The following is a 15,304-nucleotide window of genomic DNA, read 5'->3' on the forward strand; positions in this document are numbered from 1 at the left end:
TAGGTGTGTGAGAAGCTTTTTCTTTGGTTATCTTAGGAAATTTATTAATCTTTATAAGAACATTTTAAGAAAATAAAAAAGCTTGTAGAGAAAAACACCCACTTTCTCTACAAGCTGAGCCGTCACCTAAGTGACGGCTTTTGTTTTTTTCACCCGAGTAACCGCTTTTCAAAACGGTTGATATCTGTATCCGCACCGATGACGATAAGGATATCATTCTTTTTAATAATCTCATTTGCTTGCGGTGAAACGATAATATCTTTATCCCTCTTCATCGCCACTATATTAATCCCATATTTCGCACGGATATCCAGATCAATAATAGAATGACCATTAAGTTTTTCATTTGCAACAATTTCTACAATACTGTGTTCATCTGACAGCTCTAAATAGTCTAATACATTGTTTGAAATAATATTATGGGCTATCCTTTTCCCCATGTCACGCTCAGGATGAACAATTCGATCTGCCCCAATTTTTGAAAGGACTTTTTCATGATAATCATTTTGAGCTTTTACTGTGATATGTTTCACTCCAAGTTCTTTTAAGATAAGTGTTGTTAAAATACTAGCTTGTATATTATCACCTATCGCAACGATTACATGATCAAAGTTACGTATACCTAAACTTTTTAAAACTGTTTCATCGGTGGTATCTCCAACAACAGCGTGTGAAGCAATATTAGCAAATTCATTCACCTTATCTTCATCTGTGTCAATCGCCATAACTTCCATGCCTTCTTCACTTAACGCACGACAGATACTTCCTCCAAACCGCCCAAGTCCAATAACTGCAAATTCTTTTCCCATAAGTACTCCTCCACATACCAACCATTAGAAAATCTCGGTTTGTTGTCAATTTGAATGGTAATAGTCAAAATTTACTCCATACGATCTTTCATGACATTTTCATGCCATAGATCGTTTAATGCTTTCTAAAAAATCGTACCATAAATCAAAATTCTTTTACAGAAGAACTAATCGTGATAGAACAGGAATTATGATAAAATGGAAAGAATAAATTATGACATAACCCAAATGGTTTACATGCTTAAGTTTTGATTATTTGATGATATTCACTGGAGGATTAGATTTTGAATAAAATTAAAGCGACCATCTTCCCCTATATTATCGGTTTTTTAGGTGGATATATTTTTTATCTTTGCCACATTCCACTTGCATGGATATTAGGACCTATGACCTTCCTGATCTTATGGCGATCTATTTTTACTAATTTTGATCAATTCTCACAACCAATTATTTTAAAAAACATTTCTTTTATTATATTAGGCATATCTTTTGGTCTTTCTTTCACAAAACAAACCTTTCTTCTAGTTGGACCTTATATACTACCTTTTTTAGTCGTTACAATATTATTGATTATCCTTAGCGTAATAAACGGAGTCTTAATTAGTAAAATTGTCAATATCGATCGAAACACAAGTATTTTCGCATCCATACCTGGTGGATTAACTGAAATGGTAGCAGCTAGTGAATCAGTTCGAGCGAATTCATCTCTAGTAACAATTTTTCAAACTGTTAGGCTTTTAACTGTCGTTTTTATGGTTCCCTTTACAATTCAACATATGTTTAGCACAAATCAAGTTGCACAAACAATTGCTACTACGGATATTAACACAAGTAATCTAGCGTTTGGTTGGTACATACTAGCCAGCTTAGTTGGATGGAGCCTTAGAAAAGTTTTACCTGCAGCATTTGTCATTGGCCCCCTCCTTTCGACAGCTTTATTAAATATTATCGGCTTACATTTACCTGTGTTTCATGAGATTTTTCTGTTATTTGCTCAGGTATCGATTGGTGTAGGTTTTGGTTTAATGATTACATTTCAAGATCTAAAAAGTGGCGGAAAATATTGTGGACTTTATTTACTATCAACTATTTTATTAATAGGAGCTAGTTTTGGGTTTGGTTATGTGTTCACTCTTATTACTGATATAGATTTAGGAACGGCGATGCTATCATTCGCACCAGGCGGTCTTGTTGAAATGGTATTAACCGCATCTACAATAGGTGCAGATCCTGCGATAGTAAGTTCCCTGCAATTCATCCGATTAATTTTTATCATTAGCTTTGTTCCTTCTATATTGAAATTCAGTATAAATAAAGTACAAAATAAACATCTTAGTGCATAAAAAAGTACGCACATCTAGTTAAAACCAGATGTGCGCTTATGTTAATTTTTCACTCTATCCATTTTCAATTTACTAATTACTGCTTTTATTTGAAAATAATCGATGTAATTTGGTAAGTTTTCTTTAAGCGGCTTTAATAAATCTGCCCCAAATTCTTTAATTTTATTCTTTATTAATTCTTCTTGCTTTTCAGTAAGAATTCGTGACCAATCAATCGATTGACCTTCTTCAATAGCACGAATAATATGATTTTGAACAGTGATTTCAGTGAGCCCTCGTTGTTCGCTAATTTCTTTAATCGTTACGTCTTCAATAAACAATTGAAATGTTAAAAGGTGACTTGGTGTTTTATCGTGGTTTTCAATTACTTTTTTGCTTATAACTTGGGCACTGGTCTTTGTTCTTTCTACATTAACATACTCACATATAGCAGAAATAAATACCTCTCCATAGCGTTCTAACTTTGTTTGAGCAACACCTTTAACTTCCAGAAAATCCTCATCATTTGTTGGACATTTGTTACTCATATCCCTTAAACTACTATCCGAAAATATAATATAAGGTGGGACACCTAATTCTGTTGCAAGATCTCTCCTTATCAGCTTCAATTTATCAAATAATTCATCATTCACTTGGATAGCTTGAACAGTCATTTGTTCTTTTTTGAATACTTGCTTTTTCTCCACCAATACCTCTATAGCCTTCTTCGTAAGCAGCAAAACAGGATATTGAGCATTTGTTAATGACAAGTATCCTTCAGCTATCAAAAAATCAATAAAATCAACAATTTGTTTTTCTGTTTTACTTTTCATTAGTCCGTATGTTGTGAGTTTATGAAATTCGAATTGAGATATCCGTTTATTATTCGATCCCCTCAATACTTGTGCAACCATTGTCTTACCAAATTTCTCATTCATTCGCTTTACACATGAAAATACCATAAGGGCATCTCTTGTCACTTCGGTCTTAATACGTGTATCACGGCAATTCATGCATTTCCCACAATCCACTTCAGGGATTTTTTCACCAAAGTATTCAACTATATAAGATTGGATGCATTTTTCTGTATGACATAAGTCCACCATTTGCTGAAGCTTTTGATATTCATGGATCTTCTTTTCATGATTCAAGCTTGATTGCTCAATCAAAAACTTCTGAAGCTGTATATCTTGTCCTGCAAACAAAATAAAACATTCACTCGGTTCACCATCTCTTCCGGCGCGTCCTGCTTCTTGATAATATGCTTCAATATTTTTGGGTAAATTATGATGAATGACATAACGAACATTCGATTTATCAATCCCCATACCAAATGCATTCGTAGCAATCATAATCTGAAATTCATCAAACAGAAATTGATCCTGTTGTGCAGCTCTGGCATGTTCAGACATACCAGCATGATATTTACCGCATTTAAATCCGCTTTTCTCTAGAAAATTTGATAATTCATCAACTTCCTTGCGAGTTGCTGCATATATAATGCCTTGTTCTCTTGGATTTGCTTTTAGATATTTCAAAATAAAATCGCGTTTATTTTCACCTTTTATCACATTAAATGTTAAATTATCCCTTGTAAAACCAGTAACAAATGTATGATCCTGATTTAGATCCAACAACTGACAGATATCTGCTGTTACTTCTCTTGTTGCTGTAGCCGTTAAAGCAACAACCAACGGTTTTATTTGCAGGATCGAAATCATATGCGCGATATTTCTATAGCTTGGTCGAAAATCATGCCCCCACTGTGAAATACAATGCGCTTCATCAATTGCTACCATGGAAATAGGAAGAGAAACAAGCAGGTCACGAAATGAGGCAGACTCTAATCTCTCTGGAGCGATATACACGATTTTGTACTCTCCAGCGCTCAATTCGAGTATTCTTTCGTTCAGTTCTTTTGAGGATAAACTGCTATTTATAAAAGTAGAAGAAATACCAACACTAGTCAGCGCATCTACCTGATCTTTCATTAGAGAAATTAAAGGTGAAATAACAATCGTAATCCCTTCCAGTAATAATGCTGGTATTTGATAACAGATTGACTTCCCCCCACCAGTTGGCATAATTGCTAATGTATCATTGCCTGCTAATAGATTTTTTATTATATCCTCTTGCCCTTTACGAAAAGAGGTATAACCAAAGTATTCTTTTAAAAGTTCTTCTGCTTTTTGAAACATTTCATCACCCTTGTATTAATTGTTCCTATCGTTTACATAAATCTAAGTATAACACGAGAATCATTTTCCGTAATTTTAGTAATATTGATCTTTTAAATTATAAAACTGTATTTTAATGTAATCAAACCAAACAAAATAGATTTCAGTTCATCGAATTATGATTGTGAATATTGTTTTTTGGGTTTAATGAGTAAAAAATATTATTTATTACAGAAAAAGAAAAAAACTAACTCATTTCCCTCCGTTTGAAGAGTATGAGTTAGTTATCAATTTATTTATGAATCCATACAGCGCCTGCCGAGTTGTCTTTTGCTTCACCAATTACCTCAAACTTTAAGCCATGATTTGGAATAAGTCGACCAGCATCCGGGATTACAGGATCGATATAGTTATTGGAATCATCAAACTTTTTCACTCCTTTTAGACCTACAAATTCGTATGCTCCACGTGTAGGAGAATCCACAAAGAAACTTGGCGTTTTATCAAATGAAAACGCAGCATCTGCAATTTGATAACGAGTACTTTGGGCTACAGTTTTCTGTCCGTTTAAAGTACCATAGACCGCCTTAGGATGTGAATCAACGACACCAAGGAAACCTTGGCCCGGATGAACACCTACCCAGTTATCTGTGTAGCTTTCATCTGCGTACCAAACTAGTAAACCTGTATTATATTCCGCTTCACGAGAATATGCTAAAGATTTATCAGATCCAGCGTAGTTTCTCCACTCAAGATAGTAATGATTATTCGCCTTTGAAAACCCGTTAGAAATAATAAATCCTTCTAATGTTACTTGCGCTTCACTTTCAGCATCATCAGTAAAAATTTCTGCGCCATCAGCTGTAACCGAAATGTTATCAAGAGCAAACCCTTGTGGTGCTAAGCCGCCATCTGTTACATATTCGAAAACAAGTTTAACCTTTTTACCTGCAAATTGACTCAAATCGTATGTTTTTTGTACCCATTTTCCATTTGTCGTTTCCATTCCGCCTTCAGTATTTTCATCACCGATTACGTCTAACTGAACAGTTTGCCCATCACTTGTTACAGCATTTACATAGACATAGTCATAATCATATTCAACTTCAAACCATTGCAACGCCTTAAATTCTGCAGATGTTGCATTTGTTAAATCAAATTCAGGAGTTTGAAGATTTGTATGAAGGTCATCACCTTTTGTGCTGTAGTAATAATTTTCCCCTCCAGCCTCATCTGGCATGAAACCCTTAACATTTTTCTGTGGTAAATTTACTTTTACAATACCAGGGTTCTTAGATTTTGTTACACTTTGATCAATATACGATGCAATACCTAATTTCGTAATCTGCTCATAATCTACCTCTAAAATATTTGCCCAGTTACCTCCCATAGTCGTTTGGAAGAACTCCTTATTTTGCGGAGAAAAACTTGTAGGGGCTGTTCCAGCAATTTTTCCGTTCCAGCTTCCACCACTCATAATCGACCATGAAGCAACAGGTTCACCTTGACCTGAATATTGCGTATCATATTCATCCGGCAACCCTAAATCATGTCCAAATTCATGTGCAAAAACACCAACAGCTCCATCCTCCGGTTGAATTGTATAGTCAAACGCACCCATTTGACCTCCCCAATAGTCAACATTAGCTTGAGATCCAGGGATAGAATAGACGCCATCCAATGTCCAGCGATGAGACCAAATAGCATCATCTCCAAGCTTTCCTCCACCCGCTTCTTGACCTGTACCTGCGTGAATAATCATAAGATGATCAACTAGACCGTCTGGTTCATTTTGATTTCCATCACCATCTAAATCATATAAATCAAACTCATCAAATTCGGATAAATCTATTCCATTTTCAACCGCAGCATCCAACGCCTCTTTTACTAAATCACGCGGCCCCTGAGGATCCAGGTTATCATGTCCTCCTTCAGGGTTGTCATCACCATAGTCAGCTGCCTTACCTGGGACTGTCAGCCAATCCGAAACTGTACCATCTACCGTATAACTTCCACCTGATTGTTCTTCATAGTATTGCTTAAACGTTTTCACTTTGTCCCCGTTAAACAGCTTGAATTCTTTATCACCAAACATTAACTTTTCATAATGCTCTCGATTAAAGTCTTCAGCAAACATATATCCATCTTCTTGAACAACATTATTGTGTTTAAAATCTTCAAATTCAGTCAAAAGAACTAAAACCTTATCCGTACGGACATCGCCATTGTAAGGTGCCTGCTTGGCTGATTTTACTTTCACTGCACCATTTGGTTTGCCTTTTTTATAATTTTCATGTCCTTTGCTAAGTTGTTTAGCAAGCTTGTCCTTTTGTTTTGTAAGGAAATCCTTTGTTTTCTTGTCCATTAACACTTCATCTTCATGTTTTTCGGATACCTTACCAGGCTTCTCACCTTGTTTTTTCTCAACATATTCCTTTACTGCATTTTTCACTTGCTGACTACTAGCATTCTTCGAAACAACACCTTGTTCTTTTAATGAGTTTGCTAATCTTTCTTCAGGAATAATATTCCAATCAATAGGTGCAGATTCTTGTACATTACTCACTGCTTGGACGTTTGAACCATTCGGTAAATATGTACTAAACAAAAGTCCCCCCATAACGACCGAGCTCGCTGTAATTTTTAACGTGGTTTGCCACCGCCTGTTTTTCTCCTGTTTACCCCTATTCAATTTTCTCACTTAAATCCCCCTTCATTTAGTAGAAAGCCTTTAGAACTCAAATGATTCTACTAATATTATTAATAACTACAACATTATTATAATCTTTATATGAATATAATAAATAGTTCGAATATTCTATTTTCAGAAAATTAAAATAAGTTCTTTTTCCCTATATTTTCCTCATTATCTAGGTCATTATAAGTAGTTTTACAACTTCAAAAATAACTTAATTTATCAATATTCCTGGCAGTTTTCCTCACGAAGAATATTGTTTTATCAGACAAACAACACTATTTCTCATGGTTTTTTGATTAGGGCCCACTACTTTAAATTACTTTAGCTTTAAAGCTTTTAATTATTAAAGAATATTATTCTGGAAAATATATTGAACGTAAATATTACATTTATGACAAAGGAATGACGTTCTCTTTTCAACTTGAGGAAAGCCCCCAAAAAACAACAAAGTTCTACAAATTCTATATATAAGTTATGATGAAAAGAGGTAGTATAAATTATGTTTTCAACAACAGAAATTGGAATAGATTTAGGAACTGCAAATATACTCGTTTATACAAAAAACAAAGGAATTGTCCTGAACGAACCATCTGTAGTCGCAATTGATACTGTTTCGAAAAAAGTATTAGCTGTTGGATCTGAAGCCAAAAACATGATCGGAAAAACACCAGGCCAAATTGTTGCCGTTAGACCGCTAAAGGATGGTGTTATCGCTGATTATGACATTACCACGGATATGTTAAAACATATCATGAGAATTGCATCAAAAAAGCTGGGAATGTCCGTAAGAAAGCCGACAGTTGTTGTTTGTACACCTTCAGGGGCAACCTCTGTGGAAAGAAGAGCAATTCAGGATGCAATACGAAGCTCAGGAGCTAAACAAGTTCATTTAATTGAAGAACCTGTAGCGGCTGCCATTGGTGCTGATTTACCAGTAGATGAACCGATCGCTAACGTAATTGTTGACATTGGCGGGGGGACTACCGAAGTAGCAATTATTTCGTTTGGCGGTGTTGTTACATGCCACTCTATTCGGATAGGTGGAGATCAATTAGATGAGGATATCATCCAATATGTACGTAAACATTACAACCTATTAATTGGTGAGAGAACGGCCGAACAAATGAAAATGGAGATTGGTTATGCATTAATTGAACATGAAAAAGAATCTATGGAAATCAGGGGTCGGGATTTAGTGACAGGATTACCAAAAACAATAACTGTCACATCTACCGAGATGCAAGAAGCAATGAAAGAGTCACTGCTACACATCTTAGAAGCGATTCGAGCGACACTAGAAGATTGCCCTCCGGAACTAAGTGGTGATATTGTAGATCGTGGTGTCATCTTAACAGGTGGCGGTGCATTAATGAAGGGACTTCAAGAATGGGTAAGTGAAGAAATGATTGTTCCAGTTCATATAGCTCCAAATCCGTTGGAATCTGTCGCTATTGGTACAGGCAGATCTCTTTCTGTGATAAACAAATTACTAAGAGTAGCAAAGTAATACGAAAATAAAATAATAAAAGGATTAAACTCACTTCATCAAAGGAAACAAAATCAAGTGTGTTTAATCCTTTTTTATTATAAATATGAACCTCTTTTTCTATCTTTCCAAGAATTTTCACAAAATAAGTTGCATCAATTCTTTTATTCCTGAATACATTATATCTGGTTTACTAGTGGTAAAAAATTATGATTTGTTTTTCAGTTAATCAATAATACCTAAGGAGGCACATGAGTGAAAGATCTAAGTAGACGTTTTATCATCAGTTTAACATTAGCGGTTATTATTATGGGTGGCATGAGTGTTTCACTAGCAAATATGCCAGGAAATCCTCCTGATAATGATGATATTGTGCAAGCTGTCAGCGAATAAGAAAAAGTGAGGTTATAAAGAAGTATGTTTATTGAAAATAAAAACACTACTCAACATATCATCCCATTTTCGTTTCCGATTACTGCTCTGTTTTTATTTTTTAGCGGGTGGGGAGGATCCTATACAATTCCTGTCTTTGTCATTATTTTAATGTTTGGATTTGCATATTCTTTTGTATCCATGATGAACAAAAAGGCTTTAATTGGATCTATTATAAACCTTTATGTAATAGGAATATTAATGTTTGGAGGTGCAGTATTGTATTTTATCGGGTTCGCAGCTGATATATAAAATATACATAAAAATAAGCATTCAAGGGGTTAATTTCGAGATTACCCTACTTGAATGCTTTTAATTACTCGCTAAAAGCCCGATCACCTAAAATTTTATACGTGATATCATCGGAAGGTGGATTATGCAATCCTGCCCTCACATCACGAAAATACCTTTGAAGAGGATTTGAAGAGTACAAACTTTGACCGCCAACTATTCTCATTGCTAAATCAACTACTTCTACTGCTGTGTTCGTGACAATCGTCTTTGTAATGGCTAAATCATAAGCCAACTTCCCTCTCTCCTTTTGAGGTGATTCATCCCATTTATCAGCCGTGGAATATAATAATGTTCTTGCAGTCGTTAACTTAATATCTATTTCCGCGATCTTCCGCCTTACCTCTGGCACCTCTTTTATTGGATGAGGCAGGCTTGTCGGCTGATAGGTTTTTGCAAAACTAACAGCTTCATTTCTCGCAGCAAGAGCTATTCCAATGTAACAGGCAGGTATATGAAGCAGCCATCCTTGAGCTGACGGTCGCTCTTTCTTCTCTTTTCTTTCAACTAATGCACTCTCATGAAGGCGAACATTCGTTAAAACAAGATCATCACTTCTTGTTGCACGCATGCCGACAGTATCCCACGTTTCTTCAATTACAACGCCGGGTGTTTCTCTAGGGATGAGAAAATCTCCTATTTCACCTGTTTCTTCAATTGTTGCGGGAACAATAAAAAAATCAAGAGCTGGAGCCAATGATGTAAAGATTTTTTTTCCGTTAATGATCCAGGTATCTTTTTCTCTAAAAGCAGTCGTCTCCGGTTTTCCTCCTCTCGCCGGACTTCCTGAGTTAGGTTCTGTTGCAGCACTATTAATTAATGTTTTATTTATAATGACCTCCTGACAAATTTGTTTATAAATCTCTTCATCCCATTTTTTAGTTACATGTAAATGCATCATGATCCCTAAATGCCAACCTAATGACAAGGCAGTAGCACCATCACCCTGTGCAATTTTTTCTTGAACTAATAAAAATTCATATAAGCTTACTCCATGTCCCCCAAATTCTTTTGGAATAGTAAGATGAAGGTATCCTTCTGTTTTTAACGCATCAAAATTTTCAAACGGAAATGTTCCATTCCGATCATAATAATCTGCTCGTTTAGCGAATTCCTTTGATAACTTTTCTGTTTTCATTAGCCATTTTTTTTGATCCGATGTTTTAATAAATTGTTCATCCAAATAATTCACGTCATCACCTCGTTACTTCCTATTGTATTCATTTTCCATTCTAACTGAAAGTAATTTAACTTATGAAAGGGCTTTAACATTCCATCTATTGATTTGTTTTGTTACAATAATAATGAAATGAGTTTAGCAGTTTTTACATATTTTCCTGATAAGAAGGAGTGTTTAATTTGGCAAATTTTCAAAAAAACCTGGAAAAATATGCGGACCTTGCTGTTCGTGTAGGAGTTAATCTTCAACCTAACCAAAATTTAACAATAAACGCATCAATAGAAGTAGTTGATTTTGTTCGCCTTGTTGTAAAAAAAGCATATGAGGCAGGTGCTCGAAATGTTTATGTTGAGTGGAGCGATGATGTGATTACTCGAACTCGTTTTGAACTTGCTTCTGAAGAATCTTTAAGTGATTACCCTGAATGGAAAGCAAGAGGTCTTGAAACTTTAGCTGAAAATGATGGTGCATTTATGTCCATTATCTCTTCTGATCCTGATCTTTTAAGCGGTATAGATCCAAAGAGAATCGCTGCATCGACCAAAGCTGCCGGAATGGCTCTAACAAAGTATCGAAATTATTTACAAGCAGATAAAGCTAGTTGGTCTGTTATTGCAGCTGCTTCAAAGAAATGGGCAGCAAAGGTCTTCCCAAACGAACATGAAGACAAACAAGTTGAAAAGCTATGGGAAGCTATTTTCAAGACCACACGTGTGGATCAGGAAGATCCTGTCACAGCTTGGAATCAGCATAATGACAACTTACATACAAAAGTGGATTACTTAAATAATAAAAAGTATAAAAAGCTCCACTATAAAGCAATGGGAACAGATTTGACAATCGAACTTCATGATACTCATACCTGGGTTGGTGCTGGAAGTGAAAATGAAAAAGGAAATTTCTTTATGGCAAACATGCCTACTGAAGAAGTCTTTACGGTACCACTACGAAATGGTGTAAACGGTATTGTGAAAAGCACAAAACCTTTAAGCTATAGCGGAAATTTAATTGATAATTTCTCACTAACCTTTGAAAATGGAAGAATTGTTTCTGTACAAGCAGAAAAAGGTGAAGAAGTATTAAAACAACTTGTTGAAACAGACGAAGGTTCCCACTATTTAGGAGAAATTGCATTAGTTGCACATGATTCACCTATATCTCAATCCGGTATCCTTTTTTACAACACACTTTTTGATGAAAATGCATCAAATCATTTAGCAATCGGAAACGGTTATGCATTTTGTGTAGAAGGCGGAAAGAAAATGTCTCGTGAAGAATTAGAACAAGTAGGTGTAAATTCCAGCATAACACATGTCGACTTTATGATCGGTTCAGCTGACATGGATATTGATGGTATCAGAGAAGATGGAACATCTGAAGCGATCTTCCGAAATGGTACATGGGCTTTTTAGTTTTCTAATTGGGCTGACTGCTGTCAGCCCTTTTCATAAGGAAAAACATGACAATAGTTTATTTGTATAGATAAGGAGTTTTTTTCATGAAGCAAGTCGAAGTATATATTTTATCTGGATTTTTAGGTGCTGGAAAAACCACACTTCTTCAAAATATCCTATCAGAGGAACAACAGAATCATCGTAAAATAGCCGTCGTCATGAATGAACTTGGTGAAGTTTCAATCGATTCAAATATGATTCCTAAAGAGACTCCTCTAAAGGAGCTGCTAAATGGCTGTGTTTGCTGTACGATACAAGGACAGCTTGAAGTACAGTTAGAAAACATGCTTCGAGAATATGACCTCGATGCTATATACATTGAAACAACTGGTGTTGCACACCCAATCGAAGTCTTGGATGCCTGCTTGTCCCCACTTTTCGCAGAAAAACTTGAAGTAAAAGCCATTTTAACAATAGTGGATGCAAATAGGTGGAAAAATCGAACCGGTCTGAGCATTCAATTACGTAAATTACTGATCGAACAAGTTGAACATGCAGATGTTGTTCTTCTTAACAAAGTTGATTCTTTATCTGAAAGTGAAAAAGCAAAGATCATCTCTGAAATACAATCAATAAATCCAACAGGTAAACTGTTTATGACTGAATTTGCCACAATTCCTCTATCATCCATTCAGATAAATAAAATAAACAAGAAGCAACAACATGAACAAGCACATGTTCACAATCATCTTCATCTAAGAAGCTATGTACATACTTTTGCTAATCCGATCGATTTAGAAAAATTCGAAGATTTTTTAAGAGAGATGCCTGATACAATCTTTCGTATAAAAGGCTATATTCGTTTTAGTCATTCGAAAGAATCATTTCTTTTTCAATATTCCTACGGTATGCCTTTATATATGAAGGAGCCAGTGAATCGAAAACTAACTCTTGTATTTATTGGAGAAAACTTAGATCATTCCATGTTACAAAAGCAGCTAGATACTCTAGTGATTTAAGCTCAAAACAAATAAGCCAAGCGTCTATGTTTAGATGCTTGGCTTATTAAAACATTTTTAAATGTAAAGTTCTTTCACTTGTTTTTGAACTTGTTCATCTTCAAGAAATTCATCGTATGTCATTTGTTTATCTACAGTTCCGTTTGGTGTAATTTCGATGATACGATTTGCAATTGTTTGGACAAATTGGTGGTCATGAGATGTAAAAATCATTGCACCTTTGTAAACTGTTAAACCATTATTTAACGCTGTAATAGATTCTAGATCCAAATGGTTTGTAGGTTCATCTAATAACAGGACATTCGCTCCGCTTAACATTGCTTTTGATAGCATGCAACGAACTTTCTCTCCCCCGGATAAGACACTTGGTTTTTTCAATACTTCTTCACCAGAGAATAACATTCTTCCCAAAAACCCGCGTAAAAAGCTTTCACTTTGATCATTTGGAGAATATTGACGCAGCCAATCGACTAATGTTGGTTCATCACCTTTGAAATACTCTCCATTGTCTTTTGGAAAATAAGCCTGTGACGTCGTTACACCCCATTTAAAAGTCCCGCTATCAGGTTCCATTTCCCCAGCTAAAATTTTAAATAATGTAGTAATCGCAATCTCGTCACGACCAACTAAGGCAATTTTATCTTCCTTGTTCATAATAAAGCTTATATTATCTAAAACTTTTACTCCATCTATTGTTTTAGATAATCCTTCTACACGTAATACATCGTTTCCGATTTCACGTTCTGGTGTAAAGTTTACATATGGATAGCGACGGGAAGAAGGTTGAATATCATCTAGAGTAATTTTATCCAATAATTTTTTACGAGATGTTGCTTGCTTTGATTTAGACGCATTTGCACTAAATCTAGCAATAAAGTTTTGAAGTTCTTTAATTTTTTCTTCTTTTTTCTTATTTGCTTCCTGGCCTAATTTTAATGCTAATTGACTTGACTCATACCAGAAATCATAGTTACCAACATAGATTTTGATCTTAGAAAAGTCAAGATCAGCAATATGTGTACATACTTTATTTAAGAAGTGACGGTCATGTGATACAACGATAACCGTATTTTCAAAGTTAATAAGAAACTCTTCCAACCACTGAATTGCATGAATATCAAGATGGTTTGTCGGCTCATCCAGTAACAGAACATCAGGTTGGCCGAATAATGCCTGTGCTAATAAAACTTTGACCTTATCTCCACCCGTTAGTTCAGCCATTTTTTTCGAATGAAGCTCTTCAGTAATTCCCAGACCTTTTAGAAGTATAGCAGCTTCACTTTCGGCTTCCCATCCGTTTAGTTCGGCAAATTCACCTTCAAGCTCAGCTGCTTTCATTCCATCTTCATCAGTAAAATCTTCCTTCATATAGATCGCGTCTTTTTCTTGCATAACCTCATAAAGACGTTTATGCCCCATTATGACTGTTTTTAGAACTTCAAACTCCTCGTATTCAAAATGGTTCTGTTTTAATACAGCTAATCGTTCACCCGGTGCCATACTTACATCACCAGTTTGAGCTTCAATTTCCCCTGATAAAATTTTCAAAAATGTGGATTTACCAGCACCATTAGCACCAATTAATCCATAACAGTTACCAGGTGTAAATTTAATATTTACATCTTCAAAAAGCTTTCGATCACCAAATCGTAAGCTAACATTTGTCACTTGAATCATATAACTCCTCCATTAATAAAGGGTTGTCTACCCTATTTCTTTAAAAGTATGTATTTTCACTACTTTATATACTTTTATGGACATGCCTATTATAATGGATAATCATAGTGATAGCAATGAATACAACAAATCAATCCACTCTTACAAAAACGAAGAATTTTTAATAATACCTATTCACTATTTGCTTTTCCCTTTTATTTCTGTTATGATAAGTAAGAATTATTTTTGTTCGGTCTGTAAGGAAAGAATAAGTGGTTTAAACTTTTCGCCTTTGATATCTAATTGAGCAAGGATAGTAATAAAACGTGGAATTTCCACACAGGAGGCAACAATTATGCAACAAGGTACAGTAAAATGGTTTAATGCAGAAAAAGGTTTCGGTTTCATCGAAGTTGAAGGTGGAGACGACGTATTCGTACATTTCTCAGCTATCCAAGGCGAAGGATTTAAATCTTTAGACGAAGGTCAAAAAGTTTCTTTTGACACAGAGCAAGGTCAACGCGGTCTTCAAGCAGTTAACGTTACAAAATTATAATTAACTGATTGATTTAAGAAAAGAAGGTCTCTATTTTAGAGGCCTTCTTTTTTTATAAATAAACCTCCAAGTGGTAGTTATCCTTATACTTAATACTTAAAATTAGTCCTATGGTCAATTAATCTTCGTAATTCTTTAAAATAAAAAAGCCACTCAAAAATGAGTGGTCAGCTTGTAGAGAAAGTGGATGTTTTTCTCTACAAGCTTTTTTATTTTCTTAAAATGTTCTTATAAAGATTAATAAATTTCCTAAGATAACCAAAGAAAAAGCTTCTCACACACCT

At 35.1% G+C, this 15,304-nt stretch carries 12 protein-coding genes; 7 read left to right on the top strand and 5 right to left on the bottom strand.

Annotation, left to right across the window (positions count from 1 at the left end; translation table 11 throughout):
* Positions 1 to 149: 149 nt before the first annotated feature.
* Positions 150 to 809 carry a potassium channel family protein gene (locus LC095_RS26050; RefSeq protein ID WP_226530827.1) on the bottom strand — a complete coding sequence of 220 codons (660 nt, stop codon included), beginning with the start codon at positions 807 to 809 and terminating at the stop codon, positions 150 to 152.
* 284 nt (positions 810 to 1,093) lie between these two features.
* Here LC095_RS26050 and LC095_RS26055 point away from each other — a divergent pair, with 284 nt between their 5' ends.
* Positions 1,094 to 2,152: an AbrB family transcriptional regulator gene (locus LC095_RS26055; protein ID WP_226530828.1), complete on the top strand. Its 1,059-nt coding sequence runs from the start codon at positions 1,094 to 1,096 to the stop codon at positions 2,150 to 2,152.
* Between the two features lie 41 nt (positions 2,153 to 2,193).
* Here LC095_RS26055 and recQ read toward each other — a convergent pair whose 3' ends face one another.
* A complete protein-coding gene (recQ, locus tag LC095_RS26060) occupies positions 2,194 to 4,329 on the bottom strand; it encodes a DNA helicase RecQ (RefSeq protein WP_226530829.1) in 2,136 nt (711 codons plus the stop codon).
* Positions 4,330 to 4,600: 271 nt separating this feature from the next.
* Complete coding sequence (locus tag LC095_RS26065) at positions 4,601 to 6,928, bottom strand: immune inhibitor A domain-containing protein (protein ID WP_226530833.1); 2,328 nt, start codon at positions 6,926 to 6,928, stop codon at positions 4,601 to 4,603.
* A 577-nt stretch (positions 6,929 to 7,505) separates the two neighbouring features.
* Here LC095_RS26065 and mreBH point away from each other — a divergent pair.
* The 3 genes from mreBH to LC095_RS26080 all read left to right on the top strand — a co-directional run bounded on the left by mreBH (position 7,506) and on the right by LC095_RS26080 (position 9,176).
* The gene (gene mreBH, locus LC095_RS26070) at positions 7,506 to 8,513 is read left to right on the top strand and encodes a rod-share determining protein MreBH (protein ID WP_026560532.1); all 1,008 of its coding nucleotides are present in this window, start codon (positions 7,506 to 7,508) and stop codon (positions 8,511 to 8,513) included.
* 234 nt (positions 8,514 to 8,747) lie between these two features.
* Positions 8,748 to 8,885 (top strand): protein YkpC, encoded by a 138-nt coding sequence (locus LC095_RS26075; RefSeq protein ID WP_226530830.1) that lies wholly within the window; start codon positions 8,748 to 8,750, stop codon positions 8,883 to 8,885.
* Between the two features lie 24 nt (positions 8,886 to 8,909).
* Positions 8,910 to 9,176 carry a hypothetical protein gene (locus LC095_RS26080; RefSeq protein ID WP_216773028.1) on the top strand — a complete coding sequence of 89 codons (267 nt, stop codon included), beginning with the start codon at positions 8,910 to 8,912 and terminating at the stop codon, positions 9,174 to 9,176.
* Between the two features lie 64 nt (positions 9,177 to 9,240).
* On the opposite strand, the gene LC095_RS26085 is transcribed toward LC095_RS26080, so the two are convergent.
* The gene (locus tag LC095_RS26085) at positions 9,241 to 10,407 is read right to left on the bottom strand and encodes an acyl-CoA dehydrogenase family protein (protein ID WP_319005862.1); all 1,167 of its coding nucleotides are present in this window, start codon (positions 10,405 to 10,407) and stop codon (positions 9,241 to 9,243) included.
* Positions 10,408 to 10,574: 167 nt separating this feature from the next.
* On the opposite strand from LC095_RS26085, the gene LC095_RS26090 reads away from it, so the two are divergent.
* Together LC095_RS26090 and LC095_RS26095 are read left to right on the top strand one after the other, a co-directional pair.
* On the top strand, positions 10,575 to 11,807 hold the full coding sequence (locus LC095_RS26090) for an aminopeptidase (RefSeq protein WP_226530831.1): 1,233 nt from the start codon (positions 10,575 to 10,577) through the stop codon (positions 11,805 to 11,807).
* 86 nt (positions 11,808 to 11,893) lie between these two features.
* On the top strand, positions 11,894 to 12,808 hold the full coding sequence (locus LC095_RS26095) for a CobW family GTP-binding protein (RefSeq protein ID WP_226530832.1): 915 nt from the start codon (positions 11,894 to 11,896) through the stop codon (positions 12,806 to 12,808).
* A 57-nt stretch (positions 12,809 to 12,865) separates the two neighbouring features.
* Here the strand turns inward: LC095_RS26095 and LC095_RS26100 are convergent, their stop codons facing one another.
* The gene (locus LC095_RS26100) at positions 12,866 to 14,485 is read right to left on the bottom strand and encodes an ABC-F family ATP-binding cassette domain-containing protein (protein ID WP_078434489.1); all 1,620 of its coding nucleotides are present in this window, start codon (positions 14,483 to 14,485) and stop codon (positions 12,866 to 12,868) included.
* Between the two features lie 334 nt (positions 14,486 to 14,819).
* On the opposite strand from LC095_RS26100, the gene LC095_RS26105 reads away from it, so the two are divergent.
* Positions 14,820 to 15,020 (top strand): cold-shock protein, encoded by a 201-nt coding sequence (locus tag LC095_RS26105; RefSeq protein WP_026560538.1) that lies wholly within the window; start codon positions 14,820 to 14,822, stop codon positions 15,018 to 15,020.
* Positions 15,021 to 15,304: the final 284 nt, after the last annotated feature.

The organism is Metabacillus niabensis (assembly GCF_020524345.1).
In the GTDB taxonomy this organism is placed as follows: domain Bacteria; phylum Bacillota; class Bacilli; order Bacillales; family Bacillaceae; genus Metabacillus; species Metabacillus niabensis_B.